The sequence below is a fragment of the Asticcacaulis sp. EMRT-3 genome (assembly GCF_030027245.1).
Lineage (GTDB): Bacteria > Pseudomonadota > Alphaproteobacteria > Caulobacterales > Caulobacteraceae > Asticcacaulis.
This window is the reverse complement of record NZ_JASERT010000001.1, coordinates 2,612,998-2,632,517: the sequence shown is the minus strand read 5'-3', so window position 1 is coordinate 2,632,517 and position 19,520 is coordinate 2,612,998. Positions and strand designations below refer to the sequence as shown.

Genomic DNA, 19,520 nt, shown 5'->3' with positions numbered 1-19,520 from the left:
TTAGGCTATGGCCTATAGGAATGTTGAAAGACTGAATGGGGGGGGGGACGTCATGAAATTATATATCGTTTTATGCTTTGCAGTATCTGCGATTGTGGGCGCGACAGACGCCCAGACCGCATCCGCAACTTTGAATAAACCTTGGCGCGAGGTCAATATTACCACTGACTCCGCGAAAGGATGGCTCCCCTCAGAAGCGGAATTCAAATCCGTTACATTTGCGGTGCAGCGCTATTTTGCAGCCATAGACAATGGCGAATATAAGCAAGCTTATGACATGATGGCACCAATCGATCAGCAAAATCAAACTTACGATGAGTTTGCAAAAAACAATCGTAATTTCCTTGAGCAGGCGGGCTCCACCAAGCAAAGAACCGTATTGAAAATAACTTGGACCAAAGACCCTGCCGACGCGCCCTTTCCAGGTATCTATGTCGCTGTCGACATTGCAGGCAAGTTTGCAAATATTGATCGTGAATGTGGTTATCTTGTATTTTACCAAAAATCTGAAAATGATGATTTTAAGCTGATGCGTGAAGAGAGCAATTTTATCAGCAATGCCGATGCCAAAGACATAGAACGCACCAAATCACGGGCCACCCTCGATCAACTCTGGACATCATTATCGACAAATTGCCCCAATTATTCAGCAAATTGATGTCTAACCTACCATATCCATCGCCAGAGGTTCCCCGCGCACCAGATCGCGCGTGGCTACCTTGCCCAGTACATTCCACAGGCGGGCAGGTGAAAGACCCAAACCCGGACGGATCGAGCGGATATTGTCCTTGGTCAGCACCTCGCCAGCCTTGACATCCCTGACCACATACAGCGAACGGCGGAAGGTTTTCGAGCCTTGTTCCGTACCCAGAGTATCGTAATGGACGTGGCCCAGCGCCTTCCACGCATCCTTGCAATCGCGTACCAGAGCGGTAAATTCCGCCGGTTCGAGTGAAAACGACGCATCCGGCCCGCCATCCGATCTGGCCAGGGTGAAATGCTTTTCAATCACCGCTCCGCCGAGCGCAATCGCCGCCACCGACGCCGCGACGCCGTGGGTGTGATCCGACAGTCCCGACACGCAGCCAAACTTTGCGCCCAGATCAGGTACGGTGCGCACATTGGCGTCGGCAATATCGGACGGATAGTTGGACACACAGTGCAACAGGATGATCTCCCCCGAACCGAATTTGCGCGCCGTCTGGACGGCAGCGTCGATCTCGGCGGCATTGGCCATGCCGGTGGACATGATGAGCGGCTTGCCTTTCGAGGCCGCGCAGGCGACGAGCGGCAGATCAACCAGCTCAAACGAGGCGATCTTATAGGCGGGCGCGTTTAAGCTTTCGAGCAGGTCGATAGCGGTTTCATCAAACGGCGATGAAAACATGGTGACGCCGTGCTGGCGAGCGCGCGCAAACAGAGCCTCATGCCAGTCCCACGGCGTATGGGCCTCATTATAAAGATCATGCAGGGCGCGGCCATCCCACGGCCCGCCATGAATGAAGAATTCCGGCCGGTCAGATGTCATGGTGATGGTGTCGGCCGTATAGGTTTGCAGCTTGATGGCATCGCAGCCCGTGGCGGCGGCGGCATCGACCAGGGCCAGGGCGCGCTCCAGCGAGCCATTATGATTGCCCGACAATTCGCAGATAATATAGGGCTCGTGACCGGCACCGATTTTGCGGCCCGCTATCGTGACTTCAAGAGCCATGCAAAACCTCGCTTAAGGCCGCCACCACGCGCGCCGGATCATCATCGCTCATATCGGCGAACAAAGGCAGGGACAGGGTGGTGGTGTAAAATTGCTCCGTACCCGGAAGATCACGTTTGCCGAGCGCATTATGCTGCCAATAGGGCATGTCCGGCACGGGGATATAATGCACCTGCGTGCCGATACCGCGCGCCCGCAAGGCCTCCATCACGGCTTCGCGCGTCATGCCCAGACCGGCAAAATCAATCGATACGGCAAACAGGTGAAACACCGGCGTCTCACCCGGCAAGGGCGCTGCCCAGCGCACCGGCAGGTTGGACGCGCCCAGCGCCTTCTGATATTGCCCCACCAGCTTTGCGCGCCGTTCGGCAAAGTGGGCAAGGCGCTGCAACTGCGACAGGCCCAGCGCGCAATTCAGATCAGGCAGGCGGTAATTATAGCCCAGTGCCTGCATCTCATAGACCCACGGACCGCGCTCCTCAGCCACGAAATGCGCCGGATCGCGCTCGATGCCATGCGAACGCAGGGCTCTCAGACGGCGTGCTCGCACCGGATCATTGAGCGTGATCGCCCCACCCTCGCCCGTCGTCAGGGTCTTGACCGGATGAAACGAAAAACAGGCCATGTCGGACGCCGCGCATGATCCCACCCGGCCTTGCGGCCCCACCGAGCCGAGCGCATGGCAGGCGTCCTCGATCACAAAAGCGCCGTGCATTCCGGCCACCTCGGCGATGTGCGTCAGATCGACCGTCCGCCCGGCATAATGCACCGGAATCACCCCGGCAAAGCGGTGATCGGCATAGTCGCGCGCGATCAGCTCAAGCGCCGCGTCAAAGCCCTCATCGCTCATCAGCCCGGTCAGCGGATCGACATCGCCGAAGACCACCTGCGCCCCGCAATAGGCCACCGCATTGGCCGTGGCGGCAAAGGTGATGGCGGGCACGATCACCACATCCTTTGGGCTTAAATTTTCGCTCATCACCGCCAGATGCAGGGCGGCTGTGCCGTTAGACACCACCACGGCTTCCTGCGCCCCCACGGTTTGCGCCAGCGCCTGCTCAAACTGATCAACCAGCGGGCCGGTGGTCAGGAAATCGGATTGCAGCGCCGCCACCACCGCCGCGATGTCGGTATCGTCAATCGACTGGCGGCCATAGGGCAGGAAGCTCATATCAGGTAAGCGTCCATCATCGCCCGGATACCCTGTGCATCAAGGCGTTCGGCATTATTATCGGAGGCGTAATAAAAACCTTCGTCCACCCGCCGCGCACCGCGCACCTTACTGAAGCTCTTGCGCTGATATTCGACGAATTCCGGCTCGATCACATAGCGGTCGTCCAGCTCAAAGGTCGAGCGCGCATCGTCCGCCGAGATCATCATCTCGTGCAGTTTTTCGCCTGGACGGATGCCGATCATTTTATGACCGGCGTCCGGCGCCATCGCCAGAGCCAGATCGCTGACCAGGGTGGCCGGAATCTTCGGCACGAAGATCTCCCCGCCCTGCGTCAGTTCCATGCACGACAACACAAAGGCCACGCCCTGATCGAGTGAAATCCAGAAGCGCGTCATGCGCGCATCGGTGATCGGCAATTCCGCCGCGCCCTGATCGAGCAGTCGTTTGAAATAGGGCACCACCGAGCCGCGCGACCCGACGACATTACCATAACGCACCACGCAAAAGCGCGTGCCGATGTCACCGGCCAGATTATTGGCGGCCACGAAAATCTTATCAGAAGCCAGCTTGGTAGCGCCATACAGATTAACCGGCGAGCACGCCTTGTCGGTGGACAGGGCCACGACGCGGCTGACCCGGTTTTGCAGACAGGCCCAGACGACGTTTTCCGCGCCATTGATATTGGTGGCGATACATTCAGAAGGATTATATTCCGCCGCAGGCACCTGCTTTAAGGCCGCGGCGTGGATCACAATATCGACACCGCGAAAGGCCAGTTGCAGGCGCTGGCGGTCGCGAACATCGCCAAGGAAGAAACGCATCTTCGCCATTTGCTGGGCATCGAAACGGTCTTCGAGATCGCAGCGCATCTCATACTGCTTCAGTTCGTCGCGCGACAGGATGATCACCTTGCGCGGCGCGTGATTTTCAAGAAGTGTCTGCACCATGCGCCGCCCGAACGAACCGGTGCCGCCGGTGATCAGCACCACCTTGCCCTGAACAGGATCGGTGGTCGGCGAAAAATCACGATAGAGCGGGGATGAGGGCGACATGACGACCTGACTGCGAGGCTGATGAGCCACCAGTTTTGCGATGCTGCGCTTAATGCGCCGTTAACGGAGATTAAGTTGCAGATCCGATGCGGCGCGATGCCACATCTTTCAGAGCCTGCGGAATCAGGTGCCACGGCTCGACGAAATAACGTTCAAACAGGCGGCGCGGCTCATGCACGAAGCGCACCAGCCATTCAAGGCCGATCCGTCCTGTCCAGCGCGGCGGTGTGTACATCACGCCCGCCTCGTAATCGAAGGCAGCGCCGACCGGCAGGATAACGCACGGCGGCAGGCGGTCATGATTGGCCAGTATCCACATTTCCTGACGCGGCATCCCCATGCCGACCAGCAGAACCTGCGGGCGGTGCATCGCAATATCGGCCAGCAGCGCGTCATTGTCCGGGCCGTTCATATCGAAATAACCGGTATGCAGGTGCAGGCGAACGCCCGGATAGCGGCGCAGGATAGCATCGCGCGAGGCAGCATTATGTTCGGAAGCCCCGCCAATATGATAGATGCACCAGTCATGGCCTTGCGCCCGCGCCCAGAAATCTTCGCGGAAATCGAGATAGGTGCAGCGGTGATCGCGCGATACCTGATGGCCGAGCAGCCTGGCCCAGGCGATCATCGGCGTCGAATCGATCTCGATCAGATCGGCCAGGGCATAGAAGGCGCGCATAGCGGCGCTTTTCTGATACAGGTAAAGGCTGTGCAGATTGTGATTGGCCACGATGCCGCCCTGCCCCGATGTGGCGCGCATGGCCACGAAATCGAGCACATGGGCCGGGGTGATGACATCGACCTCGGCTCCCAGAAGCGAAAGACGGCCCAAAGAACGCCCCAAATGACGACATGCTGTTTCCATGCCGCCATCCTAAGGCCGTCCGTTTGATATTCCCTCAAGAGAGAGGGTAAACCGGCGCTTAACTATTCCACCGGGCGCAGGGTGATTTCGACGCGGCGATTCTGAGCGCGGCCTTCCGGCGTGTCATTGCTGGCAATCGGATCGGCCTCACCCATGCCGGCCACATAGATGCGTTGCGATTTGACCTTCTGCCCGACCAGATAACCGGCCACGGCATTGGCGCGGCGCTCGCTGAGATCGAGATTATAGGCTTCCGCGCCCTGACTGTCGGCATAGCCGACCACATCGATATAGGTGGACGGATACTGGTTCAGAATGGTGGCCACATCGTTCAGCACCGGCATGAAACCGGCATTGAGATCGGCGCTGCCCGACGAGAAGGTGACATCGCCCGGCATGTTCAGAATGATATTGTCGCCGGAGCGCGTGATATAGACGCCATGACCTTCCAGCTTGGCGCGCAAGTCCTTGTTCTGGCGATCCATATAGGCACCAACGCCTGCGCCCGCCAGCGCGCCGATCCCCGCGCCCAGAACGGCATTCTTGCGCGCCTGATCGCCCTTCTTGTTGCTGAGCGCGCCAAGGCCTGCCCCGGCCAGGGCACCGATCAGCGCCCCGGTCTGAGTGTTGGAATGTGTCTTCAGGCCATTGGAGGTGTCGGTGGTTTCGCAACCGGCCAGCAGGAAGGCCACGCCCGTCAGGCCGAGCAGAAGCTTACGGCCCGGATTTTTACACCCTGTCATCAATGTGTGCATATTTCAAAAACTCCTCAGATAGCGGTGCCCATCCTGGCATGGTTGCCATAAGAAACGGGACGGAAATGTAAGCGCAGCCTGTTAGAAACCGGTAAAACTGTCCTGCGAGGCGTCCCGGATCCCGGTGGTGCAAAGACGATTTACAGGCACCTGGCTGAACGCAGGATGAAGGCTTAACCCCCGTTGGCCACCTTGTGGCAGCTCCAGACGGTCGAGGTTTCCGGCGGCATGGTCAGGTAGCTCTGCGACAGGGCGCGCACCTTGGCCAGATTCTCGCTGAGCGCCACCAGAGCGCCCGGATCGTCATGCGCTGAGCAGCGCAGCGAACCGAGCGCCGTGCGCTGATCAAGAAAGGTCTTGTAGGCAGCAGGATCCAGCCGGTAATCGAAGCGGCGGAACACCGTGCCATCGGCCGACAGCTCCATACGCGCCGCCACCGGATCACTGTCAGCCAGGGTAAAGCGCACCAGCGTGCCGTCGGGCTGGCGCTCATAGGGGGTGCGGTCATTGACGCAGGCATGGGCAGCATCGAACTCGAATTCGATCGGGCCTGCTCCGGGCAGCGCATTGGGCGAGGCCGCCTTATCGACAGCGCACACCATATGCACGGCGGTGTCCTTCGCCACGGCTACAGCGGGCTTGGCTTTGGGCAGGTGGTTATAGATGTCGCGGTCCTTGATCAGGAAGGCGGCCACGGCCACCACAATGATCAGGCCGAGAATGATCCAGCCCCAGGGCACAGGATGGCGCAAGGGCGCGCGTCGGATACGCTCAAGAGCCGTTTTTTCCGGGGCCGTTTTTTCCGGTTTTACCTTTTCCGCCTTGACCGGCTTCGTCTTTTCGGGACGCGGCTTTTCCGGCGTATCGCCCGAAAAGGCCGTCGGCGCCTCCGGTTCGCGGCTGGCGTGGATCTCGGCGCGGTGGCGCATTTCACGTCGCACGATCAGGGCGATCAGCACCAGAACGAGCAGCGACAGAATGACCATCGCCCCCAGTTGCAGTCGCTCCATCACGGCGCGGTCGGCCTCGGCCTTCTTCTGTTCATCAAGGCGCTGCGCCTGGGCGGCGGCGGCGGCGGCCAGCGCCTTGGTCAGGGCGTCGTCCTTGACGATCTCATCCTCGGTGCGGGCATAGCAGGGCGTAGATACGATCTGCGGCGTCACGCCCGCCGAGGCCAGAAAGGTGTTGAGCGCCGACACATGGGTGGCCACGAATTGACCGGCAGCTACATCCAGATCACCGCCCGCCGACAGGGTGGACGGTGCGGTCCAGGTATTGACCCCCACCACCTGACCGCATTCATTGAGCAGCGGCCCGCCCGAATTGCCGTGATTGATCGGCGCGGTATGAAACAGGGTATCGACGCGCGACCCATCGGGATTTGAGGAGGCAAACAGGGCGATCGAGCCCTGCGTCACATAGGCGTCGCCCGGTTCGAGCAGGGCCGTGCCCGAACGGTTGAGCAGGTGATCGGTGACATCAGGATAGCCCATCGCCACCACGCGCTCATTCTTATAGGGCGTCAGATAAAGCTTGAGCGGGGCGATTTTCAGATTGGGCGCGGCCAGCAGGGCCAGATCGCCCTCCACCCACGGCTTGACCAGTTGCACCTGCTGGTAGGTGGCGCCGGAATCCTTGTGCGGCACGATGTAAATATCAGCCGATGACGCCTCAGGCGGCACTTCGACCACATGATAATTGGTGACGATATAGCCGGGCGCCACCACAAAGCCTGAGCCCATGCCCACCGTATCGAGCGGCTGGCCGCCATAGCCGCGATACACGACCAGAACCCGCACCACCGACTGTTCGGCGACCGTCAGGGCCTTGGTGGAATTGATCGGTTGCAGGTCGGAACCGACCATGTCGCCAAGCGAACCGCCAGAACCGGCACTGGCAGTCGAACCGGCATCGCCGTCCTGCGCCTGCGCATGGCCGGGCATGGCCAGTATCAGCCAGGCCAGCACAAGGCACACAATGAGGCCCGCCGCTCCGAAAAGCGCCGTCTTCATGCCCCCGATACGCCCGCCCGCCCCTGACACTGAATCTATATTCCTTTGAAAAAACTATTCCCCAACAGCTTTGCCGGTTCATAGCGGAGTTTACGACAAAAATCATCCCCCGCGCCAAGCTTAAAAAGGTCTGTGATATTTTAGCGCGGCGCGTTACACCAAATGGCTCCTCAACCGCCCCGAATCCTGCCGTTTGTGACCCCGTCATGCCCGATTCCGCCATCCCGCCCGTGCCCCTGGCCCTGTATAACGACGATTTCAAAGCCTTTTCAGCACAACAGGGCGCGGCTTTCGAGCGCTATGGTTTCGCCGTGCTCGGCGGCCACGAAGGCCTTCTTTGCCCTGCCCGAATCGATCAAGCTCAAATACCACCAGCCCGGTGGCGGCGGGGCGCGCGGCTATACACCGTTCGGTGTCGAAACCGCCAGGGACGCGCAGGCCCACGACCTGAAAGCCTTCTGGCATATCGGCCGCGAACTGCCCGTCAGTCACCCTTACCGCGACTATATGGCCGCCAATATCTGGCCGCAGGAAATCACCGATTTTCACGCCAGCACCTATGCCCTCTATGAAGCGCTCGATGCGCTCGGCAAACAGGTTCTGGGTGCCCTCGCCGCCTGGCTCGGCCTTGAGCGCGAGTTTTTCACCCCGCTCGTGCGTGATGGCAACAGCGTCTTGCGTCTGTTGCACTATCCACCCGTTCATGAACCGGGGATGAGCGTGCGCGCCGGGGCGCATGGCGACATCAATGTCATCACGCTGTTACTCGGTGCCGAGGAACCGGGCCTGCAAATCCTCGACCGCGACGGCCAATGGCTGCCGATCACCCCGCCGGCTGATTGCATCGTCTGCAATATCGGCGACATGCTGTCGCGCCTGACCAATGGTGTCCTGCCGTCCACCCTGCACCGGGTGATCAACCTGACCGAGGCACGTAATGGTATCGCGCGCTATTCGACGCCCTTCTTCCTGCATTTCGAGCCACCTTACCTGATCGAAACCCTGCCCGGCTGCATATCGGACGCCCGCCCCGATCAGTTTCCCGAAGCGATCACCGCCCATGATTTCCTGTTGCAGCGCCTGCGCGAAATCAAACTGGCCTAAAACCTGGCGGATAAAAGCGCGCATTAACCTTTCTTAAGCCGTGATTCACCATACTGTGCACCATGCAGGGCCTGATTGATCTCGTTAAAAATGTCGAAAGTGTGCGCGTCTTCGGGCGCGTGGCGGCGGTCAGCGGTCTGCTGATCGAGGCCAAGGGCGGACTATCCTATATGCAGGTGGGCGCGCGCTGCGAAATCATCCGCCGCCATGATGCCCCCTTGCCGGTCGAGGTGGTCGGTTTCCGCGAAGACCGCGCCCTGATGATGCCGTTTGGCCCGGTCGAAGGCGTCACGCCCGGCGCCGAAATCCGCATTTCCTCCGAAGGCGCGAAAGTGTTCCCCACTTCGGCCTGGCTGGGCCGCATCGTCGATTCGTTCGGCAATCCGGTCGATGGCCACGGCCCCTTGCCGCAGGGGCCGGAAGGCTATCTGCTGAAAGCCGCCCCCCCTTCGGCGCACAAACGCGCCCGCGTCGGTGAGCGCCTGAATCTCGGTGTGCGCGCGATGGATGTCTTCACCACCTGCTGCCGTGGCCAGCGCCTCGGCGTTTTCGCCGGTTCCGGTGTCGGCAAGTCAGTGCTTTTGTCGATGCTGGCGCGTGAAGCCACCTGCGACGCCGTCGTGGTGGGGCTGATCGGCGAACGTGGCCGCGAGGTGCGTGAATTTATCGAGGAAACGCTTGGCCCGGAGGGATTGAAGCGCGCCATCGTCGTGGTCGCCACCTCGGACGAACCGGCGCTGAAACGCCGCCAGGCCGCCTATATGACGATGGCCTTGTCGGAATATCTGCGCGATCAGGGACTGGAGGTTCTGTGCCTGATGGATTCGGTGACGCGCTTTGCGATGGCCCAGCGCGAGATCGGACTGGCCACCGGCGAGCCACCCACCACCAAGGGCTATACCCCCACCTGTTTTGCCGAACTGCCCAAATTGCTGGAGCGCGCCGGCCCCGGCCCCGTACTCGAAGACGGCACGGGTGGTCAGTTTCAGGCGGGCCCGATCACCGGGCTTTTCACCGTGCTGGTCGATGGCGATGATCATAATGAGCCGATCGCAGACGCCGTGCGCGGGATTCTCGACGGCCATATCGTCATGAGCCGCACCATTGCCGAACGCGGACGTTTTCCGGCCATTGATGTGCTGAAATCGATCAGCCGCACCATGCCCGAATGCCAGACCATCCCCGAACGCGAGGTGGTGCGCCAAGCGCGCAAGGTCATGTCGGCCTATAGCAATATGGAAGAACTGATCCGCATCGGCGCCTATCGTCAGGGTTCGGATCCCGATGTTGACCGCGCCATTATCCTCAATCCGGAGATCGAACACTTCCTGCGTCAGGATAAGGAAGAATACACAAGTCTTGACGACTCCTTTACACTTTTGGCCGAAATTCTTGCCAAGGCTTAACGGAATCAAACCGTCTTTTAAGCTGGTTTTCCGGACGCGATAGCGTTCGTGGCGCTTGAACGCAAAAAAAGTAATGGAGAGTAACGCCATGACCAAATGGGCCCAGTCGCTGATCCGCCTGTCCACCTATGAGGTGGAAACCCTGCAAAAACGACTGGCCGAAGTGGTCACCCGCCGCACCCACGCCGAAATGAAGATCGCCACACTGGCCGCCGAATATGAGCTGGAATGCGTGCGCTCAGCCGCCGATCCGGCGCTCGGCCACAGCCTGACTGCCTATAAGCGCGGTTATAAAATGCGCCGCGACACGATCCAGACCGAACTCGATCTGGTCAGCCATGAAGAAGAAGGTGTGCGCGATCAGTTGGCTCACGCTTTCGAAGACCTGAAAAAGTTCGAGCACGTCGCCGAACTCAGCCATCTGCGCCGCCTCGCCGCCGAAAAGAAGGCGGAAAACGCCGCTCTTGACGAAGTAGCGCTGCGCATGGCGCGTCCGGCTTAATCCATGCAGGCCCATCCATGAAGGCAACAAGGCGAGACTGGCTGGCGGGCGTCGCAGCCCTGTCCGGCCTGGCTGTCACCACCGGCTGCACCGCCCAGACCCTGCCCGATCCACCGCCACTGAAAAGCCTGGCCCCCTACCCGCTCGGCGTCGCCGCCACGGCCAGCCAGATCGTTGAGCCTGACTGGGCGAAGCTGGCGGCGCAGCAATATTCACGTCTGACCCCCGAATGGGAAATGAAGATGGAATATGTGCTGGGCGACGACGGCACTCTGCGCTTTGATCGCGCCGACCGGCTGGTGGCCTTTGCTGAGGCGCATGGCATGGCTTTCCACGGCCACACCCTCATCTGGTACGATCAGCCGGGCGGCCCCAGCTTTGCAAAACTGGGGAACAGGCCCGATGCCTTTCTCGCGGCCTATGCCGACTATATTCAGGCCGTTGTTGGCCGCTATAAGGGGCGCATCGGCGGCTGGGACGTGGTCAATGAACCGGTCTGGAATGACGGCCACGACCTGCGTCCGTGTCTGTGGCGTCAGGTTCTGGGCGATGACTATATCGGTCTGGCCCTGACCGCTGCCCATCAGGCCGATCCGGCAGCGAAGCTGTTTATCAATGACTATAATCTCGAACTGACGCCCGCCAAACGCAAGACCTTCCTCACTATGGTCGAGCGCGTGCTGAAATCGGGCGCGCCGCTACACGGTATCGGCAGCCAGACCCATATTCAGGCCGATCTGCCGCCGCAGGCCCTGAAGACCGCCATCCGCGATCTGGCCTCAACCGGCCTGATGCTGCACATGTCCGAGGTTGATATTTCGCTGCACGAAGACCGCATCACCAATATGGCCGAACCGCGCCTCGATCAGATTCGCCTGATCAATACGCTGCTGGACACCTATGACGCCCTGCCTTCGGCGCAGCGCTACGGCGTTACCATCTGGGGCCTGCGCGACAGCGATTCGTGGATCAACCGCCAGCCGGGCCTGAAACTGCCCGACGAGCCGTTGCTGTTTGACCGGCTGGGCAGGCCCAAGCCGATGGCCCGCGCCTTCGCCAAGGCTTTGGAGATGACGGTTTAAGGGTCTGGGCACTGACGGCGCATAATTAAAGTAAGAACCCCCACCACCCCATCTCAGCCGCTTCGCGTCTTCGTGCGGTCCCCCTCCCCACCAGAGGTGGGGAGGTATAAAAAAGAGCGGCTTTCTATATACCTCCCCAGTTTACTGGGGAGGGGGACCGACGCGCCTGCGCGTTGGTGGTGGGGGTTCTTGCCTTATGGCCGTCGCCGCCCATTCCATAGAGCCTAAAGCGTTGAATGCCGATCAGGCCGCCACCCAGCCGCCATCGATGGACAGAGGCGCGCCATTGATCGACTTGCCCGCATCCGAACAAAGGAAGACGGCGAGCGCCGCAATATCCTCGACGGCCACGAATTCCTTGGTGGGCTGGGCTGCCAGAATCACATCGCGGATCACCTGTTCGCGCGTCATGCCCCGCGCCTTCATCGTGTCGGGAATCTGCTTTTCGACCAGCGGCGTATGGACATAGCCGGGACAGATGGCATTGCAGGTAATGCCGAATTCAGCGCCTTCCAGAGCGATGGTTCGGGTCAGGCCCAAAAGCCCGTGCTTGGCCGACACATAGGCCGATTTGAACGGCGAAGCCACCAGCGCATGGGCCGAGGCGATATTGACGATGCGACCCCATTTTTTCGCCTTCATTGCCGCAAAGGTCAGGCGCGTGGTGTGGAAGCTGGCGGTCAGGTTGAGCGCGATGATGGCGTCCCATTTTTCCGGCGGGAAATCCTCGATCGGTGCCACGTGCTGAATGCCGGCATTATTGACCAATATATCGACCCCGCCCAGCTCATCGCAGGCCTTGACCAGCCCGGCAATGGCGTCGGGCTTGGTCAGGTCGGCACCATTGAAGCGCGCCTTGATACCATAATCCTTTTCCAGCCCGGCGCGCTCGGCCTCGATGGCGTCAGCCTCGCCGAAACCATTGAGCATGATATGGGCACCTTGCGCTGCCAGCGTCTTGGCGATCCCTAAACCTATGCCACTTGTCGAACCGGTGATCAGAGCGGTTTTGTTAGCCAGAGTCATGTATATCATCCTATTGGGGAGGGGAGGAGGTTTCAGGATCAGATTTAGGTTTTCGGGGCTTCAGAGCTGTTCTGGTCAGCGCCACCCTGACCATGCCGCGCCGCGATATTGAGCGCCTGCTGTCCGCACTGCTCGACGAAGTTCAGCGTGGCCTGGGTGCGATCCTTGCCATAGGTCAGGCAGGTTTCGGCCCAGCGCTTCTGCACCTCGGCCAGGGCGGCGGCATCGGGCGCGCTGGCCGCCGCATTCATCAGGCGCATAGCTTCCTGCGTAAAATGGTCGGTGTCTTCGCTGTAGCGGTGCGTGCTGGTGGAGATCATCTCGATCAGATTGATCAGGCTGCGCGCCGCAAGCTGGCTCTGCGCCTCCATCAGCTTCAGACCGGCTTCAAACGAGGACTGGGTGAAGGGTGAAAATCGGGTCGTCATGGCAAGCCTCCATGAGGCTTACGGCTCTATACCGCAAGCCCGGCAAAACTATGGCCTATTGTCGATATGTGCAATGCAAAATGGCCGATAAGGCCTAATTCAGCAAAATCGAACCCAGCAGCACCTTGGCGCCATGCACCTGTAAAATCCGGTCGGTGACGGCCTGTAATTGCATACTGATATAGTTGGTATCGACCACGGAGGTGCGGTTCAGAGTGCCGCCATAGCCCTGAAGCACGGTGACATAGGCGTCCTGAAGGCGCGGCATATAGAGCTTGATCTGCGCCACCAGCTTGGGATCATCGCTATACAGGCCAAGATCGACGCTCATTGTGCCGTGACGCAAACGGTCGGCATCGGTGAAGACGTTGATGGTCGGAAACTGGGTATAGCCATCGCCGCCACCCTTCTTCTTCGTCTCCGCGAAAACGGGCGCGGCGGACAGGAGGGCAGGCGCAGACGCCAGAACGGGCAGGAGCAGAAGATGACGACGCTTGATCATGACCTTTACCTTCTCATGGTTTCGTTAAAAGCAGTTTAAACAGGGTAAAGTAAAAATTAACTTTAAAAACAGCAACTTGATCAACGCGGAATTAAGGGATTTGCCCTAGCCTGTCGAGATTGCAATCAAGGACGCGGCGCACCTCCTCGTGATGATCGAACAGTCAAACCCTACCTCGCGCCTGATGCGCAGGCTCAACCCCGTGGGGGTGACGGTGCTCGTGGTCGAGGATCACGACGCCACGCGGCGTCTGGTCATGGAGTTGCTGCGTGCCTCCGGCTTTGTCAATCTCTACTTCGCCCGCCACGCCGAAGAGGCCGTGGTGATGATGCAGGCCCATGCCCCTGATCTTTTGATCGTCGATTGGGGCCTGCCCGGCATGTCGGGCATTGATCTCGTGACCGAGGTGCGCCACGCCGCCCTGAATGGCGACACGCGCTTTGCCAATCCGCACATGCCGATCATCATGCTGACCGCCCGCCAGCGCGTGCGCGATGTCGATCAGGCACACCGGGCGGGGGTGACGGAATTCGTCGTCAAGCCCTTCTCGGCCAATTCTCTGCTGCGCGCCATCTCCAAGGCCCTGTTGCGTAAAGCGCGCAACATCACCCCAATGACCGCCGGCACACGCCGCAAGGCTGCGCTTTTCCCCGGACTGGGTCAGCGTACGGGCGACATGGCCGCCGCGCCGCCGTCCGGTCGCAAGCCACAAAAGCCACCCTCCGCCAGACGCCTGAAATCCGAAGCGCTGAAAATGCAGGCGCTCGAAGAGATGAGCAGCCTGCGCCAGTTGATGCAGACCAGCGGCACGATCAACCCAAAGGCGCTCAATATGGTGGTGACGCGCCTGATCGATACCCAGACCGCCGCCCATGATGCACGTATGCGCCTGATCGAACACGCCGCCGCCTCACTCAACACCTATGTCCGCCTGTTCGGCGACCGGGCCGAGACCGATGTGCTCGATGTCCATCTCGATGCCTTGATCCGCCTCAATGGCGAACCGCCCGCCGATCATGACGAAGCGCTCGCCATCGTGACCCATCTCGACACTCTGGTGACCCACCGCCGCCAGCATCGCAAGGTGGCCTCATGAACGCCTATGCCCATGTCGATTCCAAAGGCGGCATGGCCAGCTCCAGCCGCGACGCGCGCAACCTCGTCAATCTGGGCGAAACCGCCTCGACCTCGCGCGTGCTCAACCTGTCGCGGATCTATCTGTCATCGGCCCATGAGCCCGAATACCGCAACAAGCCGTTCTTTCGCAACGCTCAGATGAACAAGGCGATCATCGTCAAGCATACGCTGCGCGCCAATGAACGCGATCTGTTCGCCCGTCCGCGCCGCACCGCCACCAAGATCATCCTGCCCTTCGATCCGAATGACCTCAAACTGGGCGGACGCTCCATCCTCGTCGGCCAGACCGGCTTCGATTCGTTCTGCCGTGGCTATTTCAACACCGACGACCTCAATGCCCATCAGGATGTCCAGACCCTGCGCCTGCTCGACACCCTGCCGTCGCTCGATCCGTTTCTGGTGCGCGAGCACCTGGCGCGCAATAATTTTCGTCCGGCGGCCTGCTATCTGAAAATTGCGCCCTATGATGTGCAGCGCATGATCAGCTTCACCAATGAAGAGATCGAGCGACTGGTGCGCACGGCATTCGCCGATGTGCTGAGCGCCGGCGCGGCGGTCAAACTGGCCGACAAGATCCTGTCCAATGAACTCGACACGGAACTGGCCCCGCTGAAAACCACACTGCGCATGACGGACGCCGAATTTTCCGACGGCATTTTCTCATGGCGCGGCTTTCTTTATTTCAAATGGCGGCATATCGAATTGCGCGAAGAATTGCGCAAGGTGCTGGAAGGCCTGGCCAGCTATCAGCCGATCGGCGCCTGCGACGACGCCTTGCGCGAATATCTGAAAATCGCCCGCCCGCGTCTGGCCCAGAGCATCGTCGCCGCCATCCGCCATGTCGGGCGCATCCTGATCGTCTATGATCAGGCTTACCACGCTCTGGTCGAGGGAGAAAATGCGGGCCCCTTCCGCCGCTTCCTGCTCGACGGGCCGGAAATGTTCTTCGAACTGGGCGAGAGTATCGGCATTCTCAGCCATATCGGTTCCTTCTGGGCCTACCGCATGAACCAGAGCCTGCTGACCCACAGCCTGACCCCGCTCGAATATGGCGACATCCTGATGGACTTTGAGGATTCCCTGTCGCTGGTGTCACACTACAGCGAGACATAGGATGAAGCACGCCCAGCCCGTCCTGCCGTTTTCGCATCCCGCCAATGACAGCGATTTCATCTCGGTTCGTGAAATCCGCAACCTGGCCCATCTCAACCGCACCTGGTCAACATGCCGCGTGCTCAATCTGGCCAAGCTGTTTACCACCTACCGCGAAAATCCCGACTATCTGGCCAAGCCGATGTTCGAGAATTCAGCGCTCAACCACGCCCTGATCGTCAAGCACACCCTGCGTCTTGACGAACGCCACCTGTTTCCCGGCGGCCGCCAGACCGTCACCAAGATCATCCTGCCTTACGATACCTATGATCTGCGCCTTGGCGGGCGCTCCTTCTTCTTCCGCCAGACGCGCTTTGAAGAATTGATGCGCAGCTATCTCGGCATCGAGGACGCCGCTAAAAACCGCGACGCCAAGGTTTTGCTCTGCCTCGACAACCTGCCCTCGCTCGATCCCTTCCTGCTGCGCGAACACCTGGCCAAGGCCGGCTATTTTCCATCGGGAGTCTATTTCCAGATCTCGGCTGCCGATCTCAAATCGATGAGCGCCTTTACCGCCGATGAGATTGAAAACCTGGTCAGCGTCGCCTTCGGACAAAAGGGTAGCAAGGGAGCCTATAAGCTCGGCAGCCGTATCCTGTCCGATCAGTTACACAAGGATCTCAATCCGTTACGCGAAACCCTGCAAATGGATGAGGACTCGTTCCAGGACGGCATCGTCTGCTGGCGCGGCTTTCTCTATTACAAATGGTGTCACCGCGAACTGCAAATGGGGGTGCGCGAAGTGCTGGCGGGCCTCGGCACGATCCGGCCGCGCGCCGCCCATAATGACGCCACCAGCCTCTATCTCGAAAAGGCCGTGCCGCGCGTGGCGCGCGCCATTGCCGCCGTGCTTAACGACGCGCGCATAACGCTTGGCGAATATGATGATGTGTATCGCGCCCTGGCCGTCAGGCGTGATCCCGAACCGTTCCGTCGCTTCCTCAAATACGGCTCAAGCCTGTTTGTCGATCTGGGTGAGAAGATCGGCACGCTCAACCATATCGTCTCCTTCTGGCGTTTCCGCATGGCGCGCACAACCCGCAAGGGTGCCCGCCCGCTGCACGACATCGAATTCGCCGACATATTGATGGATTTCGAAGCCGGTCTGATCAATGCCCTGCAAAAGGGCAAGCAGCCCTGATCATCAACCGGCAGCGCGCGTCCAGCCCATATGCTTGCACATGATTTTCAGCACGCAGCCGGTCGTGGTCATGTGATCGGACTCGACATCGGCGTCGAAGCTCATATGCAGATTGCGTTGCGGATCATAGGCCTTGCCCGACCAGTGGCCGTCGCTGTCGGGTGCCACATCCAGCACCAGCCGGTCACCGACCTTTTCGCCGTGCGTACCCGGCTTGATCCACAGATTAACGGCGCACAGACCGTCGCCGCACGGCCCCACCCGCACACGCGCCTTGCCGTCGCCGCGATTCCACACACCTTGCATGGAGGCGGCGCGCGGCGCGCGTTCGGATGACGACTGAGCATAGGCCGCCAGAGGCGTGGTCAGCATCAGGGCAGCGGTGATCATCAGGCAGGCTGGTTGTGTCGGCATTCGGGCATCCTTTTTCTGTGCCGCTCCCACCTGTCTTTACGTGCGGGCCTCCGAACCGGATCAATGGTGGCGACCCGGAGAAAAATCCCCGTCCGTCATGAACCGCCGCGCCTTTGGCACCGTACCAGTTTCATGACCGCACTCTTACAGTCCCAGCCCCTGTTCTGGCCCATGCTCCTGATCGCCGCTGGCCTCAGCCTGACCATGTTCGTGGCCTGGGCCGTGCAGCGTCTGACCAGCCATTCGGGCTGGATCGACGTGATCTGGTCGTTTGGCGTCGGCGCGGGCGGGCTGGCGGCAGCGCTCCTGCCCGGTTTAGGTGCTGCGCCGCGTCATTATATGGTGGCCCTGCTGATCCTTTTGTGGTCGCTGCGGCTTGGCCTGCATATTCTCAACCGCACCTTAAAAGGTGGCGATGATCCGCGTTACGCCGCCCTGATCGCCCAGTGGGGCAAGTCCGCCGGCTGGCAATTGTTCCTCTTTTTACAGATTCAGGCTCTGGCTGCCCTCGTGCTGGTGCTCGCCGTCCGGCTGGCCGCCACCAGCCCCGCCCCCTTCCCGTCCATCGGTGACGCGGCGGGTCTGGCCCTGCTGATCGTCGCCGTGGCGGGCGAAGCCGTGGCCGACGCCCAGATCGAGCGTTTCCGCCATGCGCACAAGGGCGAACATCTTGTCTGCGACACCGGCCTGTGGAGCTGGTCGCGCCACCCCAACTATTTCTTTGAATGGCTGGGCTGGTGCGCCTGGGCGGTGATCGCCATTGTGCCCGCCTTCACAGGCTTCGGCTGGCTGGCCCTGGCCGCACCTGCCATGATGTACGGCCTGCTCGTCCATGTTTCAGGCGTGCCGCCGCTCGAAGCCCACATGCTGAAAAGCCGCGGCGATGCGTTTCGCGCCTATCAGGCGCGCGTCAGCCCCTTCTTTCCCCTGCCTCCGCATTCCGCCCCCAAAGGAGTCACAAGATGAACCTGCTCGCCAGCGCCATCGGCGCCGCAGAACGCGCGCCCCTGCCCGATGGCCTGACCCTGGCCGGGATCGACTGGCTGGTGGGCCGCACGTGCCGCCGCCTTGAACTGAGCGATGATGCGGCCGAAGCCGCCTTCGTGGCCGCTATGGACGATTATCCGATCGCCGCCCACACCGATGCCGCCAATGCCCAGCATTACGAACTGCCGCCCGAATTTTTCGCCCTCACCCTGGGCACCCAGCGCAAATATTCGTGCTGCCTCTATCCCGACGATTCCACCACGCTTGATGAGGCCGAAACCCTGGCGCTTGATGAAACCTGCGAACATGCGGGCCTCAATGATGGTCAGGACATACTCGAACTGGGCTGCGGCTGGGGATCTTTGTCGCTGCACATGGCCGAAAATTTTCCGCAATCGCGCATCGTATCGGTCTCCAACTCGCATTCGCAGCGCGGCTATATTGTCGAACAGGCGAAGCAGCGCGGCCTGAACAACCTGACCGTCATCACCGCCGACATGAACGATTTTAACGTCGATCTGCGTTTTGACCGTGTTGTGTCGGTGGAGATGTTCGAGCATATGTCGAACTGGCGGGCGCTTTTGCAGCGCACGCGCGGCTGGCTGAAACCCGACGGACGCCTGTTCCTGCACGTCTTTACGCACCGCAGCCATTCCTACCGCTTTCACCACGATGATCCCGCCGACTGGATCGGGCGCTATTTCTTCACCGGCGGCATCATGCCCGCCCACGACCTGCCGCATCGCTTCGGCGATCTCTATGCGGTCGAGGCCGAGTGGCGCTGGTCGGGTCAGCATTATCAGCGCACGGCGCTCGACTGGCTGGAGCGCTTCGATACGGAGCACGCCGCCATCACGCCTATCCTGCGCTCCGTCTATGGCCGCGACGCCGGATTGTGGCACAGGCGCTGGCGGCTCTTTTATCTCGCCACGGCGGGCTTATTTGGCCATGATCAGAGCCGCGAATGGGGCATAGGCCATTATCTGCTGGCCCCAAAGTAAAATCCTTACAGGTTTTTTATGAACACGGCGACCTATCCGCAAAGCTTATCTATTTCGCAATGGCCATAG

19 protein-coding genes and 1 pseudogene are annotated in these 19,520 nt (G+C 60.4%); 10 read left to right on the top strand and 10 right to left on the bottom strand.

What is annotated here, in order from left to right:
- The first annotated feature begins 52 nt into the window (after window positions 1-52).
- Window positions 53-658 (top strand): DUF4019 domain-containing protein, encoded by a 606-nt coding sequence (locus QB905_RS12370; protein WP_282975327.1) that lies wholly within the window; start codon window positions 53-55, stop codon window positions 656-658.
- Window positions 659-661: 3 nt separating this feature from the next.
- On the opposite strand, the gene pseI is transcribed toward QB905_RS12370, so the two are convergent.
- The 6 genes from pseI to QB905_RS12340 form a co-directional block, all read right to left on the bottom strand.
- Window positions 662-1,711 carry a pseudaminic acid synthase gene (pseI, locus tag QB905_RS12365; RefSeq protein ID WP_282975326.1) on the bottom strand — a complete coding sequence of 350 codons (1,050 nt, stop codon included), beginning with the start codon at window positions 1,709-1,711 and terminating at the stop codon, window positions 662-664.
- Window positions 1,701-2,882, bottom strand: a complete 1,182-nt coding sequence (pseC, locus tag QB905_RS12360; protein ID WP_282975325.1) for a UDP-4-amino-4,6-dideoxy-N-acetyl-beta-L-altrosamine transaminase — start codon at window positions 2,880-2,882, stop codon at window positions 1,701-1,703. Before pseC ends, pseI begins: the two co-directional genes overlap by 11 nt.
- On the bottom strand, window positions 2,879-3,937 hold the full coding sequence (gene pseB / locus QB905_RS12355) for a UDP-N-acetylglucosamine 4,6-dehydratase (inverting) (RefSeq protein ID WP_282975324.1): 1,059 nt from the start codon (window positions 3,935-3,937) through the stop codon (window positions 2,879-2,881). Before pseB ends, pseC begins: the two co-directional genes overlap by 4 nt.
- Before the next feature lie 70 nt (window positions 3,938-4,007).
- Window positions 4,008-4,802 carry a WecB/TagA/CpsF family glycosyltransferase gene (locus QB905_RS12350; RefSeq protein ID WP_282975323.1) on the bottom strand — a complete coding sequence of 265 codons (795 nt, stop codon included), beginning with the start codon at window positions 4,800-4,802 and terminating at the stop codon, window positions 4,008-4,010.
- A gap of 62 nt (window positions 4,803-4,864) precedes the next feature.
- Complete coding sequence (locus QB905_RS12345; RefSeq protein WP_282975322.1) at window positions 4,865-5,557, bottom strand: OmpA family protein; 693 nt, start codon at window positions 5,555-5,557, stop codon at window positions 4,865-4,867.
- A gap of 173 nt (window positions 5,558-5,730) precedes the next feature.
- The gene (locus tag QB905_RS12340) at window positions 5,731-7,569 is read right to left on the bottom strand and encodes a S1C family serine protease (protein WP_282975321.1); all 1,839 of its coding nucleotides are present in this window, start codon (window positions 7,567-7,569) and stop codon (window positions 5,731-5,733) included.
- 206 nt (window positions 7,570-7,775) lie between these two features.
- Here QB905_RS12340 and QB905_RS12335 point away from each other — a divergent pair.
- From QB905_RS12335 to QB905_RS12320, 4 genes and pseudogenes are all read left to right on the top strand, one after another.
- A pseudogene (locus QB905_RS12335) lies at window positions 7,776-8,673 on the top strand (isopenicillin N synthase family dioxygenase).
- Window positions 8,674-8,735: 62 nt separating this feature from the next.
- A complete protein-coding gene (gene fliI / locus QB905_RS12330) occupies window positions 8,736-10,079 on the top strand; it encodes a flagellar protein export ATPase FliI (RefSeq protein WP_282975320.1) in 1,344 nt (447 codons plus the stop codon).
- Window positions 10,080-10,167: 88 nt separating this feature from the next.
- A complete protein-coding gene (locus QB905_RS12325) occupies window positions 10,168-10,581 on the top strand; it encodes a flagellar FliJ family protein (protein ID WP_282975319.1) in 414 nt (137 codons plus the stop codon).
- 17 nt (window positions 10,582-10,598) lie between these two features.
- Window positions 10,599-11,663: an endo-1,4-beta-xylanase gene (locus QB905_RS12320; RefSeq protein ID WP_282975318.1), complete on the top strand. Its 1,065-nt coding sequence runs from the start codon at window positions 10,599-10,601 to the stop codon at window positions 11,661-11,663.
- 243 nt (window positions 11,664-11,906) lie between these two features.
- On the opposite strand, the gene QB905_RS12315 is transcribed toward QB905_RS12320, so the two are convergent.
- From QB905_RS12315 to QB905_RS12305, 3 genes are all read right to left on the bottom strand, one after another.
- Window positions 11,907-12,689: a 3-hydroxybutyrate dehydrogenase gene (locus QB905_RS12315; RefSeq protein WP_282975317.1), complete on the bottom strand. Its 783-nt coding sequence runs from the start codon at window positions 12,687-12,689 to the stop codon at window positions 11,907-11,909.
- A 44-nt stretch (window positions 12,690-12,733) separates the two neighbouring features.
- Window positions 12,734-13,117, bottom strand: a complete 384-nt coding sequence (locus tag QB905_RS12310; protein WP_282975316.1) for a phasin — start codon at window positions 13,115-13,117, stop codon at window positions 12,734-12,736.
- A 94-nt stretch (window positions 13,118-13,211) separates the two neighbouring features.
- Window positions 13,212-13,619, bottom strand: coding sequence for a Tat pathway signal protein (locus QB905_RS12305; RefSeq protein WP_282975315.1), 408 nt, complete (start codon window positions 13,617-13,619; stop codon window positions 13,212-13,214).
- Between the two features lie 151 nt (window positions 13,620-13,770).
- On the opposite strand from QB905_RS12305, the gene QB905_RS12300 reads away from it, so the two are divergent.
- The 3 genes from QB905_RS12300 to QB905_RS12290 are packed head-to-tail and all read left to right on the top strand — an operon-like array spanning window position 13,771 to window position 17,049.
- Window positions 13,771-14,715: a response regulator gene (locus QB905_RS12300; protein ID WP_282975314.1), complete on the top strand. Its 945-nt coding sequence runs from the start codon at window positions 13,771-13,773 to the stop codon at window positions 14,713-14,715.
- The gene (locus tag QB905_RS12295) at window positions 14,712-15,869 is read left to right on the top strand and encodes a hypothetical protein (protein WP_282975313.1); all 1,158 of its coding nucleotides are present in this window, start codon (window positions 14,712-14,714) and stop codon (window positions 15,867-15,869) included. The genes QB905_RS12300 and QB905_RS12295 overlap by 4 nt, the downstream gene beginning before the upstream one ends.
- Before the next feature lies 1 nt (window position 15,870).
- Window positions 15,871-17,049: a hypothetical protein gene (locus tag QB905_RS12290; RefSeq protein ID WP_282975312.1), complete on the top strand. Its 1,179-nt coding sequence runs from the start codon at window positions 15,871-15,873 to the stop codon at window positions 17,047-17,049.
- A gap of 3 nt (window positions 17,050-17,052) precedes the next feature.
- Here the strand turns inward: QB905_RS12290 and QB905_RS12285 are convergent, their stop codons facing one another.
- The gene (locus tag QB905_RS12285; RefSeq protein ID WP_282975311.1) at window positions 17,053-17,463 is read right to left on the bottom strand and encodes a DUF2147 domain-containing protein; all 411 of its coding nucleotides are present in this window, start codon (window positions 17,461-17,463) and stop codon (window positions 17,053-17,055) included.
- A 132-nt stretch (window positions 17,464-17,595) separates the two neighbouring features.
- Between QB905_RS12285 and QB905_RS12280 the strand changes: the two genes are divergently transcribed.
- Window positions 17,596-18,429 carry a DUF1295 domain-containing protein gene (locus tag QB905_RS12280; RefSeq protein ID WP_282975310.1) on the top strand — a complete coding sequence of 278 codons (834 nt, stop codon included), beginning with the start codon at window positions 17,596-17,598 and terminating at the stop codon, window positions 18,427-18,429.
- A complete protein-coding gene (locus QB905_RS12275) occupies window positions 18,426-19,451 on the top strand; it encodes an SAM-dependent methyltransferase (protein WP_282975309.1) in 1,026 nt (341 codons plus the stop codon). Before QB905_RS12280 ends, QB905_RS12275 begins: the two co-directional genes overlap by 4 nt.
- The last annotated feature ends 69 nt before the right edge of the window (window positions 19,452-19,520 follow it).

Excerpts from the sequence above, each read along its gene's own strand:
- QB905_RS12370 (WP_282975327.1), top strand. The coding sequence starts at position 53 with ATGAAATTATATATCGTTTTATGCTTTGCAGTATCTGCGATTGTGGGC.
- pseI (WP_282975326.1), bottom strand. The coding sequence starts at position 1,711 with ATGGCTCTTGAAGTCACGATAGCGGGCCGCAAAATCGGTGCCGGTCAC.
- pseC (WP_282975325.1), bottom strand. The coding sequence starts at position 2,882 with ATGAGCTTCCTGCCCTATGGCCGCCAGTCGATTGACGATACCGACATC.
- pseB (WP_282975324.1), bottom strand. The coding sequence starts at position 3,937 with ATGTCGCCCTCATCCCCGCTCTATCGTGATTTTTCGCCGACCACCGAT.
- QB905_RS12350 (WP_282975323.1), bottom strand. The coding sequence starts at position 4,802 with ATGGAAACAGCATGTCGTCATTTGGGGCGTTCTTTGGGCCGTCTTTCG.
- QB905_RS12345 (WP_282975322.1), bottom strand. The coding sequence starts at position 5,557 with ATGCACACATTGATGACAGGGTGTAAAAATCCGGGCCGTAAGCTTCTG.
- QB905_RS12340 (WP_282975321.1), bottom strand. The coding sequence starts at position 7,569 with ATGAAGACGGCGCTTTTCGGAGCGGCGGGCCTCATTGTGTGCCTTGTG.
- fliI (WP_282975320.1), top strand. The coding sequence starts at position 8,736 with ATGCAGGGCCTGATTGATCTCGTTAAAAATGTCGAAAGTGTGCGCGTC.
- QB905_RS12325 (WP_282975319.1), top strand. The coding sequence starts at position 10,168 with ATGACCAAATGGGCCCAGTCGCTGATCCGCCTGTCCACCTATGAGGTG.
- QB905_RS12320 (WP_282975318.1), top strand. The coding sequence starts at position 10,599 with ATGAAGGCAACAAGGCGAGACTGGCTGGCGGGCGTCGCAGCCCTGTCC.
- QB905_RS12315 (WP_282975317.1), bottom strand. The coding sequence starts at position 12,689 with ATGACTCTGGCTAACAAAACCGCTCTGATCACCGGTTCGACAAGTGGC.
- QB905_RS12310 (WP_282975316.1), bottom strand. The coding sequence starts at position 13,117 with ATGACGACCCGATTTTCACCCTTCACCCAGTCCTCGTTTGAAGCCGGT.
- QB905_RS12305 (WP_282975315.1), bottom strand. The coding sequence starts at position 13,619 with ATGATCAAGCGTCGTCATCTTCTGCTCCTGCCCGTTCTGGCGTCTGCG.
- QB905_RS12300 (WP_282975314.1), top strand. The coding sequence starts at position 13,771 with ATGATCGAACAGTCAAACCCTACCTCGCGCCTGATGCGCAGGCTCAAC.
- QB905_RS12295 (WP_282975313.1), top strand. The coding sequence starts at position 14,712 with ATGAACGCCTATGCCCATGTCGATTCCAAAGGCGGCATGGCCAGCTCC.
- QB905_RS12290 (WP_282975312.1), top strand. The coding sequence starts at position 15,871 with ATGAAGCACGCCCAGCCCGTCCTGCCGTTTTCGCATCCCGCCAATGAC.
- QB905_RS12285 (WP_282975311.1), bottom strand. The coding sequence starts at position 17,463 with ATGCCGACACAACCAGCCTGCCTGATGATCACCGCTGCCCTGATGCTG.
- QB905_RS12280 (WP_282975310.1), top strand. The coding sequence starts at position 17,596 with ATGACCGCACTCTTACAGTCCCAGCCCCTGTTCTGGCCCATGCTCCTG.
- QB905_RS12275 (WP_282975309.1), top strand. The coding sequence starts at position 18,426 with ATGAACCTGCTCGCCAGCGCCATCGGCGCCGCAGAACGCGCGCCCCTG.